Origin of the sequence: Kitasatospora fiedleri (assembly GCF_948472415.1) — a bacterium.
GTDB lineage: Bacteria > Actinomycetota > Actinomycetes > Streptomycetales > Streptomycetaceae > Kitasatospora > Kitasatospora fiedleri.
Map to the genome: position 1 here is coordinate 690,881 of NZ_OX419519.1, position 22,301 is coordinate 713,181.

Sequence of the window (22,301 nt, forward strand, 5' to 3'; positions counted from 1 at the left end):
GCGGGGCGGGTGGTGCGGGGTGGAGCGGGACGGTGGCGGGTGGGGGGTCGGCGGGTCAGGCGGAGCAGGAGGGCGGGCCGCCGAGCGCGGCGTCGACCAGCCGGTCGACCAGGAACTCGGCGAGGGCCGAGACGGTGGGCCGGGTCAGCAGGTCGGGCAGGCGCAGGTCCCCCTCGAAGTCGGTGCGCAGGCGCTGGAGCAGTTCCATCGCCAGCAGCGAGTGGCCGCCGAGGTCGAAGAAGTTCTCGTCGATGCCGACCTCGGGCAGCCCGAGCACCTCGACGAACGCCGCGTGCACCGCCCGCTCGCTCGGGTAGCGCGGGGCGCGCCGCTCGCCGTCGGCGGTGAAGTCCTCGGCCCGGGGCGCGGGGAGCGCCTTGCGGTCGAGCTTGCCGTTGACGGTCAGCGGCAGGGCGTCCAGGACCACGAAGGCCGAGGGCACCATGTACGCGGGCAGCCGGGCGGCCAGCGTACGACGGATCGCAGCGGCCGAGATAAGGGTACCCTCACCTGGCACCAGGTAGGCAGCCAGCCGCTTCACCCCCGGCGTGTCCTCCCGCACCACGACCGCCGCCTGGGCGACGTCCTGATGTGCGGTCAACGCGTCCTCGATCTCGCCGGGCTCGACGCGGTAGCCGCGGATCTTGACCTGGTCGTCGGCCCGGCCCAGGAAGTCGAGCAGGCCGTCGGCGCGCCAGCGGACCACGTCGCCGGTGCGGTACATCCGGGCGCCCGGCGCGCCGAACGGGTCGGCGACGAAGCGCTCGGCCGTCAGGCCGGGGCGGTTGAGGTAGCCGCGGGCCAGGCCGACACCGGAGACGTAGAGCTCGCCCGCGACGCCGACCGGGACCGGCGCAGGTGGGCGTCCAGCACGTGGGCGACGGTGTTCCAGATCGGCCGGCCGACGGTGGCGGTGGCCGAGTCGAGGGTGCCGCCGCCGAGCGTGTTGATGGTGTACTCGGTCGGGCCGTACAGGTTGTAACCCATCACGCCCGGCGTCTCGGACAGGCGCGTCCACAGCGTCTCGGCCACCGCCTCGCCGCCGAGCAGCACCAGCACCGGCCGGTGCCGCCCCTCGTCCAGCAGGCCGCACTCGACCAGCGCCTGCGCGTAAGAGGGTGTCACGTTGATGACATCCACTCGCTCTTCGGCGCAGTACGCGGAGAGCGCCTCCGCGTCGCGGCGCAGCGCCTCGTCCAGGACGTGCACCTCGTGGCCCTCGACCAGCCAGAGCAGTTCCTCCCACGACATGTCGAAGGAGAAGGAGACCGTGTGGGCGATGCGAAGGCGACGGCCGCCGGCCGAGGCGACCACCGGGTCGAAGATCGCCTCGCGGTGGTTCAACTGCATGTTGGTCAGGCCGTGGTACGGCGTCACCACCCCCTTCGGGCGGCCGGTCGAACCCGAGGTGAAGATCACGTACGCGGCGGCGTCCGGGTCGTACGGCACCCGGTAGGGGGTGTCGGGGAGGGCCGCGAGTTCGGCGACCACGGCCGGGTCGTCCAGCAGCAGGCGGGGCACGCCCGGGGTGAACGGCATCCGGGGCAGGGCGGTGCTGTGGGTGACCAGGACGACGGGGGCGGTGTCCTCGACCATGAACGCCAACCGGTCGGCCGGGTAGTCGAGTTCCAACGGCAGATACGCCGCACCGGCCCGCAGCACCGCGAACAGCGCCGCCACCATGTCCAACGACCGCGGCAACCCCAACGCCACCACCGTCTCCGGACCAGCACCCCGCGCCGCCAACAACCGCGCCAACCGATCCACCCGCGCATCCAACTCCGCGTACGACCACGACTCCGACCCGAACACCAACGCCGTCTCCCCCGGCACCGACACCGCCCGCTGCGCCAACAACTCCGCCACCGACGCCGACGGCAACCCCCGCCCCGTCGAAGCCCACCCCGCCAACAACTCCCGCTCACCCGCCGTCAACACGTCCAGGCTGCCGACCCGGCGGTGCGGGTCCTCGGCGACCTGGGCGAGCACGGCGAGCAGCCGTTCGAGCAGGGCTTCGGCGGTGCCGCGGTCGTAGAGGTCGGCGGCGTACTCGAAGGCGATGTCGATCTCCTCGGTGGAGGAGGTCTCCTCGAAGTTGAAGTCGAGTTCGAACTTGGCCGCGCCCAGCTCGCTCGGGACGATCCGGCTCTCCAGGCCGAGCAGGCGGCCGGCCTCCCCGTCGCTGTGCTGGTAGCCGAGCATCACCTGGAACAGCGGGTGCCGGCCGGGCACCCGGGGCGGGTTGACGGCCTCCACCAGGCGGTCGAACGGGAGGTCCTGGTGGGCGAACGCGGCCAGGTCGAACTCCCGCACGCGGCCCAGCAGTTCGGCGAAGGTCGGGTCGCCGGACAGGTCGGTGCGCAGCACCACGGTGTTGACGAAGAAGCCGACCAGCCGGTCCAGCCCGCTGTCCGAGCGGCCCGCGACGGGGGCGCCGAGCGGGATGTCCTCGCCTGCGCCCAGGCGGTGCAGCAGGGTGGCGACGGCGGCCTGGAGCAGCATGAAGGTGGTGGTGCCGGTGGACCGGGCGGCCGCGCGCAGGCCCCGGTAGACGGCGGGCGGGACCTGCCCGTACACGGTGTCGCCCCGGTGGGCGGCGACGGGGGTGCGCGGGTGGTCCAGCGGGAGGGCCAGCTCCTCCGGCAGCCCGGCCAGGGCCTGCCGCCAGTGGTCGAGCTGGCGCTCCAGCAGGCTGCCGGGGCCCTCGGCGAGCAGTTCCTGCTGCCAGAGCGTGTAGTCGGCGTACTGGACGGCCGGCGGCGGGAGTTCGGTGCCGGTGTAGGCGGCGGTGAGCTCCTCGACGAACGGGTTCATCGACCACTCGTCGCCCGCGATGTGGTGGAACAGCAGCACCAGCACGTGCTCCTCGGGCCCGAGTTCGAGCACGGTGACGCGCAGCGGCCGCTCGGTGGCGAGGTCGAAGCCGCGGCGGACGGCGGCCTGCACGGCGGCGTCGAGCCCGGCCGCGGTGACCGTCCGGACCTCGATCGCCTCGGCGGCGGCCGGGGCGTCCAGGACCTGCTGGAACACCGAGCCGTCGCGTTCGGTGAAGACGGTGCGCAGGCTCTCGTGCCGCTCGCTGACGGTGCGGACGGCGGTGCGCAGCGCGTCCCGGTCGAGCGGGCCGGTGACGTGGACGACCAGCGGGACGTTGTAGGTCGCGCCGTCGCCGTCGAGGTTCTGCAGGAACCACATCCGGCGCTGGGCGTGCGAGAGCGGCAGGTCGGCGGGGCGGGTGCGGCGGGTGAGGGCGGGGCGGGTGTCGGCCGCGTCGTCCAGGCGGTGGGCCAGGGCGGCGGGGGTGGGGGCCTCGAACAGGTCGCGGACGGTCAGCGCGCCGCCGAGCGTCTTGCGGACCCGGGCGATCAGGCGGGCGGCGAGCAGCGAGTGGCCGCCGAGGTCGAAGAAGTTCTCCTCGGGCCCGACCTCGGCGAGGCCCAGCGCCTCGCCGAACGCGCCGCACAGGATCTCCTCGCGGGCCCCGCGCGGGGCGCGTTCGCCGCCGCCGCCCTGCGGGGCGGGGAGCGCCTGGCGGTCGAGCTTGCCGTTGACGGTCAGCGGCAGGGCGTCCAGGACCACGAGGGCCGAGGGCACCATGTACTCGGGCAGCCGGGCGGCCAGCGCGGTGCGCACCTCGTCCGGTTCGGCGGTGCCGACCAGGTAGGCGACCAGGCGCTTGACGCCCGGGGTGTCCTCGCGGACCACGACGGCGGCCTGGGCGATGCCCGGGTGCGCGGTCAACGCGTCCTCGATCTCGCCGGGCTCGATCCGGTAGCCGCGGATCTTGACCTGGTCGTCGGCCCGGCCCAGGAAGTCGAGCAGGCCGTCGGCGCGCCAGCGGACCACGTCGCCGGTGCGGTACATCCGGGCGCCCGGCGCGCCGAACGGGTCGGCGACGAAGCGCTCGGCCGTCAGGCCCGGACGGTTGAGGTAGCCGCGCGCCAGGCCGACACCGGAGACGTAGAGCTCGCCCGCGACGCCGACCGGGACCGGGCGCAGGTGGGCGTCCAGCACGTGCGCCACGGTGTTCCAGATCGGCCGGCCGACGGTGGCGGTGACCGAGTCGAGCGTGCCGCCGCCCAGGGTGTTGATGGTGTACTCGGTCGGGCCGTACAGGTTGTAGCCCATCACGCCGGGGGTGTCGCGCAGCTTGGACCACAGCGTCTCGGCGACGGCTTCGCCGCCGAGCAGCACCAGCACCGGGCGGTGGCGGTCCTCGTCCAGCAGGCCGCACTCGACCAGCGCCTGGGCGTAAGAGGGTGTCACGTTGATGACATCCACCAACTGCTTGGCGCAGTAGTCGGCCAGGCCCTGGGCGTCGCGGCGCAGCGCCTCGTCCAGGACGTGCACCTCGTGGCCCTCGACCAGCCAGAGCAGCTCCTCCCACGACATGTCGAAGGAGAACGACACCGTGTGGGCGATCCGCAGGCGACGGCCACCGGCCGAGGCGACCACCGGGTCGAAGATCGCCTCGCGGTGGTTCAACTGCATGTTGGTCAGGCCGTGGTACGGCGTCACCACCCCCTTCGGCCGGCCGGTCGAACCCGAGGTGAAGATCACGTACGCGGCGGCGTCCGGGTCGTACGGCACCCGGTACGGCTCGGCCGGCAGGGCGGCCAGCTCGGCGACCACCGCCGGGTCGTCCAGCCGGACGGTGGCGGGTGGGCGGGCAGCAGGGCGGCGGTGGCGGAGTCCGTCACCAGGACGACGGGGGCGGTGTCCTCGACCATGAACGCCAACCGGTCGGCCGGGTAGTCGAGTTCCAACGGCAGATACGCCGCACCGGCCCGCAGCACCGCGAACAGCGCCGCCACCATGTCCAACGACCGCGGCAACCCCAACGCCACCACCGTCTCCGGACCAGCACCCCGCGCCGCCAACAACCGCGCCAACCGGTCCACCCGCGCATCCAACTCCGCGTACGACCACGACTCCGACCCGAACACCAACGCCGTCTCCCCGGCACCGACACCGCCCGCTGCGCCAACAACTCCGCCACCGACGCCGACGGCAACCCCCGCCCCGTCGAAGCCCACCCGGCCAACAACTCCCGCTCACCCGCCGTCAACACGTCCAGGCTGCGGACGGGGCGGTCGGGGTCGGCGGTGAGCTGGTCGAGCAGGACGATCAGGCGCTGGGCGTGCTGTTCGACCTCGGTGCGGGTGAAGACGTCGGGGCGGTACTTCCACTCGAAGGTGAGCGCCTCGCCGGGGTTGGTGATGAAGATCAGCGGGAAGTGCGCGGCGTCGACGTCCTCGACCTCGCGCACGCCGAGGCGTTCGCGCAGTTCGGCCCGGGTGGCGGCGTCGGCGGGGTGTTGCGGAGCACCTGGAGGGTGTCGAAGAGGCGGCCGAAGCCGGTGCCGCGCTGGATCGCGCCCAGGCCGGTCTGGTGGTGCGGCAGCAGCTCGGCCTGCTCGGCCTGGTGGCGGGCCAGGAACGCGGCGACGCCCTCGCCGCCGTTCAGGGTGGCGCGCACCGGGACGGTGTTGAGGAACATGCCGATGGTGCCGTCGATGCCGGGCAGTTCGGCGGGGCGGCCGGAGACGGTGGCGCCGAACACCACGTCCTGCCGGTTGGTCAGCCCGGCCAGCAGCAGCGCCCACGCGCCGGAGAGCACGGTGTTCAGGGTGAGGCCGTGGGTGCGGGTGAACGCGCCTATGCGGGTGGTGAGTTCGGTGCTCAGCCGGGCGGTGACGGAGTGCGGCAGCAGCCCGGCCCGCTCGCGGGCCTGCGGGGCGAGCAGGGTCGGTTCGTCCAGGCCGGTCAGCGCCTCGCGCCAGGCCGCGGTGCCCTGCTCGGCGTCGCGGGCGGCCAGCCAGCGCAGGAACTCCCGGTAGGGCAGGCCGGGTTCGGGGCGGGCAGGCCGGCGCAGCGGCTCAGCAGCTCCTGGAGGAACAGGCCGGAGGACCAGCCGTCCCAGAGCAGCGCGTGGTTGGTGACCAGGATGCGCTGCCCGCCGCCGGGGGCGAGCACCGAGACCAGGCGCAGCAGCGGCGGCGCGGCCGGGTCGAACCGGGTGGCAGCCTCGGCGGCCTTCAACTCCTCGATGCGCAGCGCGAACTGATCGTCCGTCAGGTCGGAGAGGTCGGTCTCGGTGAGCGGGACGTCGACGGCGCGCGGCACGAACTGGACCGGCCGGTCGGGGCCGGTCTGCAGGAAGCCGGCCCGCAGGTTGGGGTGGGCGTCCAGGACGGCGGCGACGGCGGCGCGCAGGGTCTCCAGCGGGACGCGGCGGTCGAGGGTGATGACGTCGCGGGCGGTGTAGACGTCCACGGCGCTGTCGTCGTAGTCGGCCTCGAACAGCAGGCCCTCCTGGAGCGGGGAGACCGGCCAGACCTCCTCGATCTCCAGGTGCGGGGCGGCGGCCCGGACGGCGGCGAGTTCGGCCTCGGTGGCGGCGGGGAGCTCGGGCAGCGCGGGCCCGGCGGTGGCGGCCTCCCGGCTGTCGGCGAGGGCGGCCAGCGCGGCGGGGGTGCGCCGCTCGAAGACGTCGCGCGGGCTGAGGGCGAGCCCTTCGGCGCGGGCGGCGCCGATCAGGCGGATCGAGGAGATCGAGTCGCCGCCGAGCCGGAAGAAGTCGTCCTCCGCGCCGACCGGCGGGGCCTCCCCGTCGGCGGCCACGGGCAGGCCGAGCACCTCGGCGTACAGCTCGCACAGCAGCTGCTCGGTCGCGGTCTCGGCGGCGCGCGAACCGGCCGCGCCCGCGTAGTCGAGGGCGTCCTCGGGGAGCGCGGCGCGGTCGAGCTTGCCGTTGACGGTCAGCGGCAGGGCGTCCAGCACGGCGAACGCGGAGGGCACCATGTACGCGGGCAGCCGGGCGGCCAGCGCGGCCCGGACCTCGGCGGTGTCCAACTCGCCCGCGCCGGAGGGCACCAGGTAGGCGACCAGCCGGTCGACGGGGCCGCGCCGGACCAGCACCGCGCCGTGCGCGACGGCCGGGTGCTCGGCCAACGCGGCCTCGATCTCGCCGAGTTCGATCCGGTAGCCGCGGATCTTCACCTGCTCGTCGGCCCGGCCCAGGTAGTCGAGCGTGCCGTCGGGGCGGCGGCGCACCAGGTCGCCGGTGCGGTACATCCGGCTGCCCGGCTCGCCGAACGGGTCGGCGACGAACCGGCCCGCGGTCAGGCCCGGCCGGTCCAGGTAGCCGCGCGCCAACTGGACGCCCGCCAGGTACAGTTCGCCGGGCGCGCCGTCCGGCACCGGCCGCAGCAGCGCGTCCAGCACGTACGCGCTGCCGCCGGTGAGCGGGCGGCCGACGGCCGGGGTGGGGCTGTCGGCGAGGTCGGCGACCAGGGCGTCCACGGTGAACTCGGTCGGGCCGTAGTAGTTGAGCACGGTGGTGCCGGGCGCGGCGCGCAGCGCCTCGCGCAGCTGCGTCCACAGCGCCTCGGGCAGCGCCTCGCCGCCGAGCAGCAGCACCGGCGGGCGGTGCTCGCCGGTCAACAGGCCGCTGTCCAGCAGCTGTTGGGCGTAGGTGGGGGTGACGTCCAGGGCGTGGACCCGCTCGGCGTGGGTGTAGGCGACGACGGCCTCGGCGTCGCGGCGGTCGTCCTCGCCGAGCAGGTGCAGTTCGTGGCCGCCGAGCAGCCAGATCAGCTGCTCCCAGGAGGAGTCGAAGGAGAACGAGGCGGTGTGCAGGGCGCGCAGCCGGGGCTCCCCGGTGGCGGCCTCGGCGGCGGCGCGGGCGGCGGCGAACTCGCGGGTCAGGTGGTCGTGCGCGAGGTTGGCCAGGCCCGCGTGGGTGAGCACCACGCCCTTGGGGCGGCCGGTGGAGCCGGAGGTGTGGATGACGTACGCGGCCTGCGCGGGGGCGACCGGGACGGTCACCGGTGCGACGGGCGCGGCGAGCCGGGCCCGGACGTCCGGGTCGTCGAGCAGCACGACGGTGGCGGCGGGGTGCTCGGGCAGCCGGGCCAGCACCGCGCGGGTGGTGAGCAGGACGGCGGGTCGGGCGTCGTCCAGCAGCAGGGCCAGCCGCTCGTCGGGGTGGTCGAGGTCCATCGGCAGGTAGGCACCGCCGGCCCGCAGCACGGCGAACAGCGCGGTGACCGCCTCGGTGGAGCGCGGCAGGGCGAGGGCGCAGAGCTGTTCGGCGCGCAGGCCCCCGGCCAGCAGCAGGTGGGCCAACGCGTCGACGTCGGCGTCGAGTTCGGGGAAGGTGCGGGTGGTGCGGGTGCCGTCGAGGGCGGGGCCGACCAGGGCGCGGGCGGCGGTGCCGCTCCCGGCGGCCTCGGCGGCGCGCTCGCGCAGCAGGGCGTCGACGCCCGGCGGCGGGACGGCGGGCAGCGCGGGCCGGCGGTGGCGGCGGGCAGCGCGGCGCGTTCGGCGGCGGTGAGCAGGTCGAGGCGGGCCAGCGGGGTGTCCGGGTCGGCGGCGAAGCGCTCGACCAGGGCGAGGAAGCGCTCGGCGACGGTGGTGACCGTCCCGGCGTCGAACACGTCGGGCCGGTACTCGAGTTCGAGCCGCAGGTCGGCGCCGGGCAGCAGGGTCAGGCCGAGCGGGTAGTGGGTGGCGTCGCGGGCGCCGAGCGCGGTGACGGTCGGGCCGTCGGTGCCGGCCAGCGCGGTCTTCAGCGCCTCGCCGCCGCCCTGGTAGTTCTCCACCACCAGCAGGGTGTCGAACAGGGCGCCGTCCGCCCCGGCGGCGCGCTGGATCGCGGCCAGGCCGAGGTGCTGGTGCTCCATCAGCTCGGCCTGCGCGGACTGCACCTCCGCGGCGGCGGCGGCCAGGGTGGCGTCGGCGGCGGGGCGCACCCGGACGGGGACGGTGTTGATGAACAGGCCGACCATGCCCTCCGCGCCCGGCAGGTCGGCGGGGCGGCCGGAGACGGTGGTGCCGAACACGGTGTCGGTGCTGCCGGTGAGCGCCCCGACCAGCACGCCCCACAGCGTGTACGCGACGTTGCCCAGGGTCAGTCCCGGGCGCGGACGGCGGCGGCGAACCGGGCGGTCAGCTCGGTCCCGGCCTGCCGGACGATCAGCCCGGGCTCCACCGCGCCCGCCCCGGCGACCGCCGGGGCGACCGGGTGCGGGGTGTCGAACCCGGCGAGGGCCGCCGCCCAGGCCCGCTCGGCGGCGGCGGTGTCCCGGGTGGCCAGCAGCGCGAGGTGGTCCCGGTAGGGGCGCACCGGCGGCAGCTGCTCGCCCCGGTAGAGCGCGAGCAGCTCGCGCACCACGATCGGCATCGACCAGCCGTCCAGCAGCAGGTGGTGGCAGGTCAGCACCAGCCGGTGCCGGTCGGCGCCCAGCCGCAGCAGGGCGAAGCGCAGCAGCGGCGGCGCGTCCAGCTCGAACGGGTGCCGCCAGTCCGCGTCCATCTCCCGCTGCACGGCGTCCGGCCCGCGCCCGGCCAGGTCGGCGACCCGCAGCGGGGTCTCCACGGTGCGCTGGACGAACTGCAGGACGTCCTGCGGGTCCTCGTACCAGAACCCGACCCGCAGGTTGGCGTGCCGCTCCAGCAGCGCGTCCACGGCGGCGGCCAGCCGGGGCACCTCGACCGGCCCGGCCAGGTCGAGGTGCGACTGCACCACGTACACGTCCCGCGCGGCGTCGTCGTACAGCGCGTGGAACAGCAGGCCCTCCTGGAGCGAGGACAGCGGGTACACGTCCTCCAGGTCCGACGGGGCCGCACCGGTCGCACCGGTCGAGCCGGACGCCTGCGGGTCGTCGTGCGGGGTGGTGGAGTCGTTCATCGCGGGGTTCTCAGTCCTGGGCTCGGAGGAGGGGTGGGTGGGGGGCGCGGGGGTGGTCATCGGCGGCGGCGCCCGCGCAGCTTGGACTCCAGCCGGTCGAGCTGGGCCTGCTTGAGGGTGACCAGCGGCGGGTTCGCCGCGGCCGGGACGGCGGCGCTGCCGCCGCTGCCGGTGCCGGTGCTGCTGTCGGTGGCGGTGTCGTCGGTGCCGACCTGGCGGTCGGCGGTGGCGAGGGCGAGGGCGCCGAGGGCGTCCAGCGCGGCGAGCCAGGCGTCGGCGATCCCGGCTGCCTCCGGCTCGGTCAACAGGGCCTGCGGCCAGGACAGTTCGACCGCCAGCTCGGGCCGGCCGTCTCGGTCGGCGACGACCACGGCGTCGATCTCCAGCGGGTACCCGACCGGGGCCGCCGGGTCGGGTCCGGCCCCGGCGGCGACCGCCGCGCGGTCGGGGGCCGGGGCGAGCGGCCAGCCGCCCGCCGACGGGGCGGCCTGGTCGGTGCGGCCCCGGTAGTTGAACAGCACCGGGGAGGCCGGGGCGGCGGCCAGCAGCGGGGCGGTCTGCGGGTTGAGGTGGCGCAGCAGGCCGTGGCCGAGCCCCTTGTCGGGGGCGGCGCGCAGCTGCTCCCGGACCCGGTCCAGCGCGTCCGCGGTGGCGGCGGGGTCGAGTCCGGCCAGGTCGAGGCGGACGGGGTGGACGGTGGTGAACCAGCCGACGGTGCCGGACAGGTCGGGGGTGTGGCCGTCGTGGCCGCCGCGGCCGTGGCCCTCCAGGTCGAGCTGGAGCGCGGGGGCGGCGTCGGGCCGGGTGCGGGCCAGGCCCAGGACGAGGGCGGCGAGCAGCAGTTCGTCGGTGCCGGTACCGGGGACGGCGAGCAGCGGGGCGGTGCGGTCGGCGGGCAGGGTGCGGCGCAGGGTGCGCAGGGTGGCCGCGGTGTCGCGGGCCGGGTCGGCGGCCAGGTGGGCGAGCGGCCCGGGCGGGCCGGTGAGCGCGGTGCGCCAGTGGGCGGTCTCGGCGAGGCGGGTGCGCTGCTGGGCGTGGGTGTGCAGGTGGGCGGCCCAGTCGCGGAGGGCGACGGGTTCGGGGGCGAGGGCGGGGCGGCGGCCGGCGGCGGCCTCGCGGTGGGCGGCGGCCAGGCGTGGGAGCAGGATGCGCCAGGAGACACCGTCCACGGCGAGGTGGTGGACGGTCAGCAGCAGTCGGCCCTCGGCCTGTTCGCCCGCGTCGAACCAGACGGCGCGCAGCATCCGTCCGGCGGCCGGGTCGAGGGCGTCGGCGGCCCGGTCGGCCTCGGCGGTGAGCCGTTCGGCGGTGGGGCCGCCGGGGGCGGGGACGCGGCGCAGCAGGGCGGGATCGGCGGTGGGCGGGAGGACCCGCTGGGTCCACAGGCCGTCGGTGTCGTCCAGCGCGGTGCGCAGCGCGGGGTGGGCCTCGACCAGGGCGGCGAGCGCGGTGCGCAGCGCCTGCTCGCCGAGTCCGCCGGGGACGGCGAGCAGCACGGACTGGTTGAACCGCCGGACCGGGCCGCCGCGTTCGCGCAGCCAGTGCACGACGGGCAGCAGCGGCACCGGGCCCTCGGCCGGGGCGGCCGGGGCGGCGGACGCGGCGGGCTCGGTGGGCTCGGCGGGTGCGGCGCCGCCGAACGCGGCGGTCAGCGCGGCGGGCGTCGGGTGCTGGAAGACGTCCTTGGTGGTGATCGCGTACCCGGCGTTCCTGGCCCGGCTGACCACCTGGAGCGAGACGATGCTGTCGCCGCCGAGCGCGAAGAAGTTCTCCTCCTCGCCGACCTCGGCCAGGCCCAGCACCTCCGCGAACACCCGGGCGAAGGCGGAGGGCCCGCGCCGGGCCGGAGCCTGGGCGGCGGCCTGGACGGCGGTCGGGGCGGCGGCCGGTCCGGCGGGCTGCCGTCCGGGGTCGGGCAGCGCCTTGCGGTCGAGCTTGCCGTTGACGGACAGCGGCAGGGCGGCGAGTTCCACCACCACGGCGGGCACCAGGTGCTCGGGCAGGGTCGCGGCCAGCGCGGTCCGCGCGCCGTGGCCGGTGGCGCCGGAGCCGGCGGCGGGCACCACGTACCCGACCAGTTGCCGGGTGCCGCCGGCGAGCTGCCGGACCGCGACCGCCGCCTGGGCGATGCCGGGGACGGCGGCGAGGGCGGCCTCGACCTCGCCGAGTTCGATCCGGAAGCCGCGGATCTTGACCTGGTCGTCGGTGCGGCCCAGGTACTCGACGCTGCCGTCGATCCGGTGGCGCACCAGGTCGCCGGTGCGGTACATCGCTCGCCGGGCCCGCCGTACGGGTCGGCGACGAACCGGCTCGCGGTCAGGCCGGGGCGGCCCAGGTAGCCGCGGGCCAGCTGGACGCCCGCCAGGTACAGCTCGCCGGGGACGCCGACCGGGCAGGGGCGCAGCGCGGCGTCCAGCACGTGCAGGCGGGTGTTCCAGGCGGGTCGGCCGATCGGGACGGTGCCCGCGCCGGCCCAGGCCCGGTGGTGGGTGACGTCGACGGCGGCCTCGGTGGGGCCGTACAGGTTGTGCAGTTCGATCTGCGGCCAGAGCGCCAGGAAGCGGTCGACGGCGGCGGCGGGCAGCGCCTCGCCGGAGCAGAACACCCGTCGCACGGTGGCGAACCGGCGGCGCAGGGCCGGGTCGGTCTCGGCGGCGGCGGTGAACGCGGCGAGCATGGACGGCACGAAGTGGCAGGTGGTGACGGCGGCGCGGGCGGTCAGGTCGGCCAGTTGGGCGGGGTCGCGGTGGCTGCCGGGGCGGGCCAGCACGACGCGGGCGCCGACGGTCAGCGGGAGGAAGAACTCCCAGACCGAGACGTCGAACCCGGCCGGGGTCTTCTGCAGGACGCGGTCGGCGGCGCCGATCGCGTACAGCTCCCGCATCCACTCCAGGCGGTTGACGATGGCCCGGTGGGTGACGACCACGCCCTTGGGGCGGCCGGTGGAGCCGGAGGTGAAGATGACGTAGGCGGCGTGGTCGGGGCCGGGCTCGGTGAGGACGGCGTCCTGCGGGCCGGTGGCGTCGACCGGCAGGACGGGGACGCCGTCCACCGCCGGGACGGCGTCGGTGGCACCGGGCAGGGTGAGCACGCAGACCGGGCGGGCGTCCTCGATCATGCCCGCGAGGCGTTCGGCCGGGTACTCGGTGTCCAGCGGCAGGTAGGCGGCGCCGGCCCGCTCCACGCCCAGCAGGGCGACCATCAGGTCGGTGGAGCGCGGCACGGCGACGCCGACCACGGCGTCCGGTCCGGCGCCGTGGGCGGTCAGCGCGCCCGCCAACGTGCCTGCGCGATCCCACAGTTGACGGTAGGTCAGCTGTTCGCCCTCGAAGTCGACGGCGACCGCGTCGGGCGTGGCGGCGACCTGTTCGGCGATCCGGGTGACCAGGGTGCCCGCGCGGACCGGGATGGCGGTGGCGTTCCACTCCCCCGCCAGGCCGCGCAGTTCCTCGGCGGAGGTGGGTTCGATCCGGCCGATCGGCTGCCGGGGGTCGGTCAGGGCCTGGTCCAGGACGCGCAGCAGGCGGGTGCCGAACAGGCGGGCGGTGGCCCGGTCGAACAGGTCCTCGGCGTGGATGACGGTCAGGTCGGTGCGGGTGCCGTCGGCGGACTCCACGAAGGTGAACGCCAGGTCGAAGCGGGCGGCGTGCACCGGGTCGGGCAGCAGGGCGGTGCGGGCGCCGAGCAGGCGGTCCAGGCCGCCGGCCTCCTTGCGGTACTGCACCATCACCTGGAACAGCGGTGGCGGCCCAGGCTCCGTTCGGGGTTGACCAGTTCGACCAGGCGGTCGAAGGGCAGCTCCTGGTGGGCGAGCGCGCCGAGCACGGTCCCCTGGCGCGCTCCACCAGCTCGGTGAAGGCCGGGTCGCCGCTCAGGTCGTGGCGCAGCACCAGGGTGTTGACGAAGAAGCCGACCAGCTGCTCCAGCGCCTCGTCGCCGCGGCCGGCCACCGGCGCGCCGAGCGCGACGTCGGCGGTGCCGGCCAGCCGGCCCAGCAGCAGGCGGCGGCGGCCTGCACCACCATGAACGGCGTCGCGCCGCTGGTGCGGCTGAACTCGCCCAGCCGGGACTGGAGTTCGGCGCGGCAGGGCGAGCCGGACGGCGCCGCCGCGCCCGCTGGCCTCGGCGGGGCGGGGGCGGTCGGCGGGCAGCGCGAGTTCGGCGGGCAGCCCGGCCAGCCGCTCGGCCCAGTACGCGGACTGCTCCTGCATCGGCCGTTCGGCCTGCCACAGCGTGTGGTCGGCGAACTGGAGCGGCAGCGGCGGGAGTTCGGGGCGCGCCCGGCCCGGCGGGCGGCGTACGCGGCGTCCAGGTCGCGCGCGCAGCAGCACGCCCTCGGACCACTCGTCGCCCGCGATGTGGTGCAGGGCCACGCTCAGCACGTGGCGGTGCGGTCCGGCGCTGAGCAGCACGGCGCGCACCGGGATCTCCCCGGCCAGATCGAAGACGTGCGCGCCGGCGGTGGCGGTCTCGGCGTCCAGCCGGTGCCCGGCCACCTGGCGGACCTCGAACGGCACCCCGGCCTGCTCGGCGGTCAGGACGCGCTGGTAGGGGGCGGCCGTCCTGCTCGGCGCAGACGGTGCGCAGCGCCTCGTGCCGGGCCAGCACGTCGCCGAAGGCGGCCTTCAGGGCGTCGGCGTCGAGTTCGCCGTCGATCCGCAGGGCGCACGGGATGGTGTAGGCGGTGGACGGGCCCTGGAGGCGGTCCAGGAACCAGAGCCTGGCCTGCGCGGGGGCGAGCGGGACCAGCTCGGGGCGCGGGCGGGCGGTGAGTGCGGCGTAGCCGGTGGCGGCGTCCTCCAGCCGGGCGGCGAACGCGGCGGGGGTGCGGGCCTCGAACAGGGCGCGGATGGCGACCTCGACGCCGAGCGCGGCGCGCAGCCGGCCGACCACCCGGGTGGCGAGCAGCGAGTGGCCGCCGAGGGCGAAGAAGTCCTCGTCGACGCCGACCGCGGGCAGGCCGAGCACCTCGGCGTACGCCTCGCACACCAGCCGTTCGCGCGCGGTGCGCGCGGGCCCGGCCGGCCGGGGCGGCGTAGGCGTCGGCGCCGGGCTCGGGCAGCGCCTGGCGGTCGAGCTTGCCGTTGACGTTCAGCGGCAGCGCGGCCAGCACGACCAGCGCGGCGGGCACCAGGTACTCGGGCAGCGCCTCGCCGAGCGCCTTGCGCAGCGCGGCGGGGTCGGCGTCGGTGCCGGGGGTGGGCACGACGTAGCCGATCAGGCGCTTGGCGCCGCCGGGGCGGGGCGGACCACGACGGCGGCCTGGGCGACGCCGGGCAGCGCGGCGAGCGCGGCCTCGGCCTCGCCGGGTTCGACCCGGAAGCCGCGGATCTTGACCTGGTCGTCCTCGCGGCCCAGGTAGTCCAGGCTGCCGTCGGAGCGGTGCCGGACCAGGTCGCCGGTGCGGTACATCCGCTCGCCGGGCCCGCCGTACGGGTCGGCGACGAAGCGGGACGCGGTCAGCGCGGGCCGGTTGCCGTAGCCGCGGGCCAGGCCGGGCCCGGCGACGTACAGCTCGCCGGGGGTGCCGGGCGGGACGGGGCGCAGCCGGGCGTCCAGCACGTAGGTGCGGGTGTTGCCGATCGGCCGGCCGACGAAGGGGGTCGGGCTGTCGGCGAGGTCGGCGCCGAGGGTGTCGACGGTGTACTCGGTGGGGCCGTAGAAGTTGTGGCCGAGCACGCCGGGGGTGGCCCGGAGGCGCCGCCACAGGGTGTCGCCGACGGCCTCGCCGCCGACCAGGAACAGCAGCGGGCGGTGCGCCGGGTCGTCCAACAGGCCCCACTCGACGAGCTGGGCGCCGAAGGACGGGGTGACGTCCAGGGTGTCGATCCGGTCGGCCGTCAGGCGGGCCGCGAGGGCCTGCGGGTCGCGGCGCAACTCCTCGCCGTAGACGTGCAGTTCGTGGCCGAGCAGCAGCCACAGCAGCTGCTCCCAGGAGGAGTCGAAGGAGAACGAGGCGGTGTGCGCGGCGCGCAGCACGCGGCCGCCGGCGGCGGCGACGGCCCGGGCGAAGACGGTGCCGCCGTGGTGCTCCAGCAGGTTGGCCAGGCCGCGGTGCGGGACCTGCACGCCCTTGGGGCGGCCGGTGGAGCCGGAGGTGTGGATGACGTAGGCGAGGTGGCCGGGCTCGGGGCGGACGGGTTCGGCGTCCAGGGTGCCGAGTTCGGCGAGCGGGACGGCGCCGAGTTCGGCGTCGGCCAGCGCGGGTCGCTCGGCGGCGAGTTCGGCGGTGGTGAGGGTGAGCAGCGGGGCGGCGTCGGCGAGCATCAGCGCGATCCGCTCGTCCGGGTGGTCGAGGTCGACCGGCAGGTAGGCGGCGCCGGCGGCGAGCACGCCGAGCAGGGCGGCGACCAGGTCGGCGGAGCGCGGCAGGGCGAGGGCGACCACGGTGTCCGGGCGGGCGCCGAGCGCGGCCAGGTGGCGGGCGTAGGTGTCGACCCGGTCGGCGAGTTGACGGAACGTCAGCCGCTCGGCGCCGTGCACGACGGCGGTCCGGTCGGGGTGGGCGGCGGCGGTGGCCCGGAAGGCGTCGACCACGGTGCCGGGGGGCACCGGGCGGCCGGTGGCGTTCCAGGCGTCCAACGCGGTGCGCCGCTCCTCGGCGGTCAGCACCTCCAGCGCGCCGACGGGGGTGCCGGGCTCGGCGGCGATGGCGGCGAGCAGGCGCAGCAGGCGGGCGCCGAGGGCGGCGGCCCGGTCGGGGGCGAAGGTGTCGGGGCGGTACTCGACGGTCAGCTGCGGGCGCTCGCCGGGCAGCACCAGGACGGTCAGCGGGTAGTGGGTGGCGCCCCGGTTGCCGATGCCCGCGACGCGCACCGCTCCGGCGGCCAGTTCGCCGGGCCGCATCGGGTAGTTCTCGAACACCAGCAGGGTGTCGAACAGGGTGCCGTGCCCGGCGGCGGCCTGGATCTGCGCCAGGCCCAGGTACTGGTGGTCGAGCAGCGCGGCCTGCGCCTGCTGGAGGCGGGCCAGCGCGTCGGCGACCGGCTCGTCCTCGTCGAGCGTGCAGCGCACCGGGAGGGTGTTGCTGAACAGGCCCACCGCGGCCTCCACGCCCGGGAGTTCGCCTGGGCGGCCGGAGACGGTGGTGCCGAACACCACGTCGGTGCGGCCGGTGAGGCGGCCCAGCAGGATCGCCCAGGCGCCCTGCACCAGGGTGTTGAGGGTCAGGCCGTGGCGGCGGGCGGTGGCGGTGAGCGCGGCGGCCAGCTCGGCCGGGATCGGCAGCTCCAGTTCGCGGGCGGCCCCGGCGCCCTCCTCGGGTGCGGTCGCGCCCAGGGCGTCGGCGAGCAGGGTGGGGCCCTCCAGGCCGGCCAGGGCGCGGCGCCAGGCGGCGGTGTCGGCGTCCGCGTCGCGTCCGGCCAGCCAGGCCAGGTGGTCGGCCCAGCGCGGGGCGGCGGGCAGTTCCTCGCCCCGGTAGGCGGTCAGCACCTCGCGCAGCAGCACGGGCGTGGACCAGCCGTCCATCACGATGTGGTGGCGGGTCAGCAGCAGCCGGTGCCGCTCGGGGCCGAGCGCGAGCAGCGCGCAGCGCACCAGCGGGGGCCGGGCCAGGTCGAAGCGGCGGGCGGCCTGCTCGTCGGCGATCCGGGCGGCCTCGGCGGCCTGCCGGTCGGCGTCGAGCCCGGACAGGTCGTGCTCGGTCCACGGGACGGGGGCCGGGGCGGCGAGGGCCTGCACGGGCTCGCCGGCGGCGGTGAGCGCGAAGGCGGCGCGCAGCGCGCCGTGCCGGGCCACGGCGGTGTCCACGGCCCGCACCAGGGCGGCGCGGTCCAGCGGGCCGTCCAGGTCGAGCGAGGTGAGCGAGGTGTAGGTGGCGTCGTCGCCGGCGGGCAGCATCCGGTCGTGGAAGAGCAGGCCCTCCTGGAGCGGGGAGAGCGGCAGCACGTCCTCCAGGCCCGGGTAGCGGGCGGCCAGGGCGTCCAGGTCGGCCTGGGCGACGGGGGCGAGCGGCACGTCGGAGGGGGTGGGCGCGGCGGCGTCCGGGCGGGCCGCCCACCGGGCGAGGGCGTCCAGCCGGTCGAACCACTCCTCGGCCAGCGCCCGGACCTCGGCCTCGCCGAACAGCGCCTCGGGCCAGGTGAGGTGGACGGTCAGCTCGGGTCCGTCGGCCCGCTCGTGGACGAACGCACCGATCTCCAGGGCGTGTCCGCAGGGCCGGTCGGGGTCGGTGGTGGCGGTGATCGCGTCCCCGGCCTCGGGGGCGGGCGTCCAGGGCTCGCCGCTCGCGCCGAACCGGCCCAGGTAGTTGAAGAGCAGCCGGGGCTCGGGGGCGTCGGCGAGGGCGAGCGCCCCGGCGGCGTCCAGGTGGCGCAGCAGGCCCCAGCCGGTGCCCGCGTTGGGCAGGGCGCGGAGCCGCTCCTTGACCTCGGCGAGCGCGGCGCCGGGCTCCTGGCGGCCGGCCAGGTCGAGGTGCAGCGGGAACTCGCTGGTCAGCCAGCCGACGGTGCGCGAGGTGTCGGCGCCGGGGACGAGCTGGTCCTCGCGGCCGTGGCCCTCCAGGCGCAGCAGCAGGGTGGTGGCGGCGGCGTCCCCGTGCAGGGCGCGGCGGCGTTCCTGCACGGCCAGGGCGAGGCCGGTCAGCAGGACGTGGTCGACGCCGGCCCGGCGGGCGGCGGGGACGGTGGTGAGCAGCGGCGCGGTGCGCCCGGCGGGCAGGGTGAGCCGCAGCCGGCGGGTGCGGGCGGCGGTGTCGCGGCGCGGGTCGAGCGGCGCCTCGGCCAGCAGCGGGGCCTGCGGGTGGGCGGACTGCTGCTTCCAGTAAGGGAGTTCGGCCTGCACGGCGGGGCTCGCGGCGGCGTCGGCCAGGCCGTGCGCCCAGGCCCGCGGCGAGGTCGGCACGGGGGCGAGCGGGCGGCCCTGGTAGGCGTCCCGCAGGTCGGGCAGCAGGATGCGCCAGGAGACGCCGTCGACGGCGAGGTGGTGCACCACCAGCACCAGCAGCCCGGACCGCTCGGGCCCGGCGTCCAGGTGGACGGCCTGGAGCAGCACGCCGAGCCCGGGGTCGAGCCGGCCGGCGGCGGCCTCCCGTTCGACCTCGGCGGCGGAGGTCAGCTCGGCGGCCTCGACCCGTAGCTGGCGCAGCAGTTCGGCCCCGGGCAGGGCGGCGGCGGGCCGGACCTCCAGCGTCCAGTCCGGCGCGGTCCCGGGGGTGGCGGCGGGGGTGGTGTGCAGGCGCAGCCGGAGGGCGTCGTGGTGGGCGGTGAGGGTGTCGAGGGCGGCGGCGAGGCGGTCCGGGTCGAGTCCGGCGGGGACGGTGAGCGTGACGGCCTGGCCGAAGCGGCCGATCGGGCCGCCCTGGTGGCGCAGCCACTCGCCGATGGGGGTGGCGGGCAGCGGGCCCTCGCGGTCGACGGCGGGGGCGGCCGGGGTGGCGGGCGCCGGGGCGTCGAGCGGGGTGAGCGCGGTGGCGATCCGGGCGACGGTGCGCCGGTCGAAGACGGTGCGCGGGGTGAGGGCGAGCCCGGCGTGCCGGGCCCGGCCGGCCAGCTGGATGGCGGAGATGCTGTCGCCGCCGAGCGAGAAGAAGTTGTCGTCGGCGCCGATCTGGTCCACCGGCAGGCCGAGGACCTCGGCGACCAGCGCGGCCAGGATGCGCTCGGTGGCGGTGCGCGGCGCGGTCGGGCCGGCCGGGTCGGCGGACGGCGCGGGCAGCGCCTTGCGGTCGAGCTTGCCGTTGACGGACAGCGGCAGGGCGTCCAGGCCGACCAGTACGGCGGGGACGAAGTACTCGGGCAGGGTGAGCGCCAGCCGGTCGCGCAGCGCCTGCGGGTCGGCGGCGGGCGGCACCACGTAGCCGACCAGCTGCCGGGCGCCGCCGGGGAGTTGGCGCACCGTGACGGCGGCCTGGTCGACGCCGGGCAGGGCGGCGAGGGCGGCCTCGACCTCGCCGAGTTCGATCCGGAAGCCGCGGATCTTGACCTGGTCGTCGGTGCGGCCCAGGTACTCCACCGCGCCGTCGGGGCGGTGGCGCACCAGGTCGCCGGTGCGGTACATCCGCTCGCCGGGCCCGCCGTAGGGGTCGGCGACGAACCGGCCGGCGGTCAGGCCGGGGCGGCCCAGGTAGCCGCGGGCCAGCTGGACGCCAGCCAGGTACAGCTCGCCGGGCACGCCGACCGGGCAGGGGCGCAGCGCGGCGTCCAGCACGTACAGGCGGGTGTTCCAGACCGGGCGGCCGATCGGGACGGTGCCCGCGCCGGGGGCGGTGCGGTGGTGGGTGACGTCGACGGCGGCCTCGGTGGGGCCGTACAGGTTGTGCAGCGGGACGTCGGGGAGGGCGGCGTACCAGCGCTCGACGGTGTCGGCGGGCAGCGCCTCGCCGGAGCAGAAGGCGCGGCGCAGGGTGGCGCAGCGGGCGGCGAGGCCGGGCTCCTCCAGGAAGGCCCGCAGCATGGAGGGGACGAAGTGCAGGGTGGTGACGGCCCGTTCGGTGATCAGGTCGGCGAGGTAGCCGGGCTCCTTGTGGCCGTCGGGGCGGGCCAGCACGACGGTGGCGCCCTCGCACAGGGCCCAGAAGAACTCCCAGACCGAGACGTCGAACCCGGCCGGGGTCTTCTGCAGGACGCGGTCGTCGGCGGTGAGCCGGTACGCGTGCTGCATCCACTCCAGGCGGTTGGCGATGGCCCGGTGGGTGACGACGACGCCCTTGGGGCGGCCGGTGGAGCCGGAGGTGTAGATGACGTAGGCGGCGTGGTCGGGCCCGGCGGGCACCGGTGCGGCCCGGGGCGCGTCGGGCTCGCGGGCGTCGAGCAGCAGGGCGCGGGAGCGGGCCCCGGCCGGGAGCCGGTCCAGGACGGCGCCGACGGTGAGGACGCGGACCGGGTCGGCGTCCTCGACCATGCCGGCCAGCCGCTCGGCGGGGTGGTCGGTGTCCAGCGGCAGGTAGGCGGCGCCGGCCCGCTCCACGCCCAGCAGGGCGACCATCAGGTCGGTGGAGCGCGGCACGGCGACCGCGACCACGGTGTCCGGGCCGGCCCCGTGCGCCGCCAGCTCCTCGGCCAGGTCGCCTGCGCGGAGCCAGAGTTGACGGTACGTCAGCTCGCCGTCGGGGGCGGTCACGGCCGGGGCGTCCGGGGTGCGTTCGACCCGGGCGGCGATCCGCTCGGCCAGGGTGCCGGGCGGCACCTCCCGCGCGGTGGCGTTCCAGCGCTCCAGGACGTCCGCGCGCTCCTCGTCGGCGAGCAGTTCCAGGGTGCCGAGCGGGCGCTGCGGCTCGGCCGCCAGGCGCTCCAGCAGGGCGGTGAACCGGCTTGCGTGCAGGGCGAGTTCGGCCTCGGTGTAGAGCAGCGGGTTGGCGTCGAACTCCAGCTGGAGCCGGTGGTCGGGGGTCTTGGCGACGGAGAGCGAGAGGTCGTCGACCGGGCCGGCCGCGAGGTTGACGGTGTGGCCAGGGCTGCCCGCGAAGTCCAGGTCGAGGTCGAAGGGCTTGATGTTGAGCAGCGGCCCGTACAGCCGTCCGTCGGTGCCGACCAGGCCGAGCGCGCGGCGCAACTCCTCGCCCCGGTACAGCTGGTGGCGCCGGACGTCCTTCAGTTCGGCGGCCGAGCGGCGCAGCAGGGCGTCGAAGCCGTCGGCCGGGTCGACGGCCAGCCGCAGCGGCAGGATGTTGACGGCCATGCCGACCACCCGCGGGGTGCCGGGCGCGGTGCGGGCCATCAGGTGCAGGCCGAGGACCGGGTCGGCGGTGCCGGTCATCCGGTGCAGGTAGGCGGCGAGGGCGGCGTGCGCGGCCTCGGCCCAGGTCGCCCGGGCGGCCTTGGCGGCGGCCAGCACGGGGGCGGTGCGCCCGGCGTCCAGGGTGATCCGGTGGCGGAGCGCGGCGGGCGCGGCGGCGGCCTGCTGCTCGGTGAGGGCGCGGACCTCCGGGCGGTCGGCGTGGCGGGCCAGCCACCAGTCGCGGTCGGCCGCCGCGGACTCACCCCGGGCGTAGGCCCGTTCGGCCTCGCGCAGGACGGCGGCGGGCCGCAGCGGGCTGTCCGGGACGGCGTCCCCGGCGACCAGCGCGGTGTACACCTCGGCGACCCGGCGGGTGAACAGGGCCACGCCGTAGCCGTCGATCACCAGGTGGTGGAACCACTGGAACCACAGGTGCCGCTGCTCGCCGGTGCGCACCAGCAGCGCGCCGTGCAGCGCCTCGCGCTCCAGGTCGGCGGGGCGGGCGAGCTGGCGGCGGACCAGGTCGACGGCGGCCTGCTCGGGGTCGGTGGCGGCGCTGGTGTCGAGCCGGGCGAGCGTCCAGGCGTCGGGGTCGAAGCGGCGCCGGCGGGCCCGGTCGGTGCCCTCGGCGACGGCCAGGTGCAGTCCGTCGGACTCGGCGAGGGTGCGGGCGAGGGCGGCTTCGAGCAGGTCGGGCTGGAGCGGGCCGTCGATCCGGACGTACTGGCCGACGTTGTGGGCCGGGCTGCCGGGGTCGATCCGTTGCGCGGAGAGGACGCCGGCCTGGGCGGCCGTCAGCTCCTCCCGGTCGCCGTGCTCGGCCTGCGTGGTCGTGGTGCCAGCCATGGTCCGGCCCTTCCCGGTGTCGGCGGCCGCCGGGCCCGGTGTGGGCGCGGGCCGGGGCCGCGGCGTGGTGCTCGTGCGTCGTGCTCGTGCGTGGTGCTGGTGCGAGG

General features: G+C 76.7%; 4 protein-coding genes and 6 pseudogenes. All 10 read right to left on the minus strand.

What is annotated here, in order from left to right; translation table 11 throughout:
• Window positions 1–121: 121 nt before the first annotated feature.
• Window positions 122–5,058 (minus strand): annotated as a pseudogene (locus tag QMQ26_RS03560) (amino acid adenylation domain-containing protein); the annotation flags it as partial.
• A gap of 168 nt (window positions 5,059–5,226) precedes the next feature.
• Entirely contained in the window at window positions 5,227–5,874 is a 648-nt protein-coding gene (locus QMQ26_RS38625) for a condensation domain-containing protein (RefSeq protein WP_282206404.1), read from the minus strand.
• Window positions 5,766–8,162: pseudogene (locus QMQ26_RS03575) on the minus strand (amino acid adenylation domain-containing protein); the annotation flags it as partial. The pseudogene QMQ26_RS03575 and the gene QMQ26_RS38625, both read right to left, overlap by 109 nt.
• A 209-nt stretch (window positions 8,163–8,371) precedes the next feature.
• Window positions 8,372–8,881: pseudogene (locus QMQ26_RS03580) on the minus strand (condensation domain-containing protein); the annotation flags it as partial.
• A 32-nt stretch (window positions 8,882–8,913) separates the two neighbouring features.
• Entirely contained in the window at window positions 8,914–9,693 is a 780-nt protein-coding gene (locus QMQ26_RS03585; RefSeq protein ID WP_282204725.1) for a condensation domain-containing protein, read from the minus strand.
• Window positions 9,694–9,749: 56 nt separating this feature from the next.
• Window positions 9,750–11,963, minus strand: a complete 2,214-nt coding sequence (locus tag QMQ26_RS03590; RefSeq protein ID WP_282204726.1) for a condensation domain-containing protein — start codon at window positions 11,961–11,963, stop codon at window positions 9,750–9,752.
• Window positions 11,964–12,022: 59 nt separating this feature from the next.
• Window positions 12,023–13,420: pseudogene (locus tag QMQ26_RS03595) on the minus strand (amino acid adenylation domain-containing protein); the annotation flags it as partial.
• A 163-nt stretch (window positions 13,421–13,583) separates the two neighbouring features.
• Window positions 13,584–14,210: pseudogene (locus QMQ26_RS37915) on the minus strand (condensation domain-containing protein); the annotation flags it as partial.
• A 94-nt stretch (window positions 14,211–14,304) separates the two neighbouring features.
• Window positions 14,305–14,682: pseudogene (locus QMQ26_RS37920) on the minus strand (phosphopantetheine-binding protein); the annotation flags it as partial.
• Window positions 14,683–14,910: 228 nt separating this feature from the next.
• A complete protein-coding gene (locus QMQ26_RS03600) occupies window positions 14,911–22,194 on the minus strand; it encodes a non-ribosomal peptide synthetase (RefSeq protein WP_282204727.1) in 7,284 nt (2,427 codons plus the stop codon).
• Window positions 22,195–22,301 lie beyond the last annotated feature (107 nt).

Excerpts from the sequence above, each read along its gene's own strand:
- QMQ26_RS03585 (WP_282204725.1), bottom strand. The coding sequence starts at position 9,693 with ATGAACGACTCCACCACCCCGCACGACGACCCGCAGGCGTCCGGCTCG.
- QMQ26_RS03590 (WP_282204726.1), bottom strand. The coding sequence starts at position 11,963 with ATGTACCGCACCGGCGACCTGGTGCGCCACCGGATCGACGGCAGCGTC.
- QMQ26_RS03600 (WP_282204727.1), bottom strand. The coding sequence starts at position 22,194 with ATGGCTGGCACCACGACCACGCAGGCCGAGCACGGCGACCGGGAGGAG.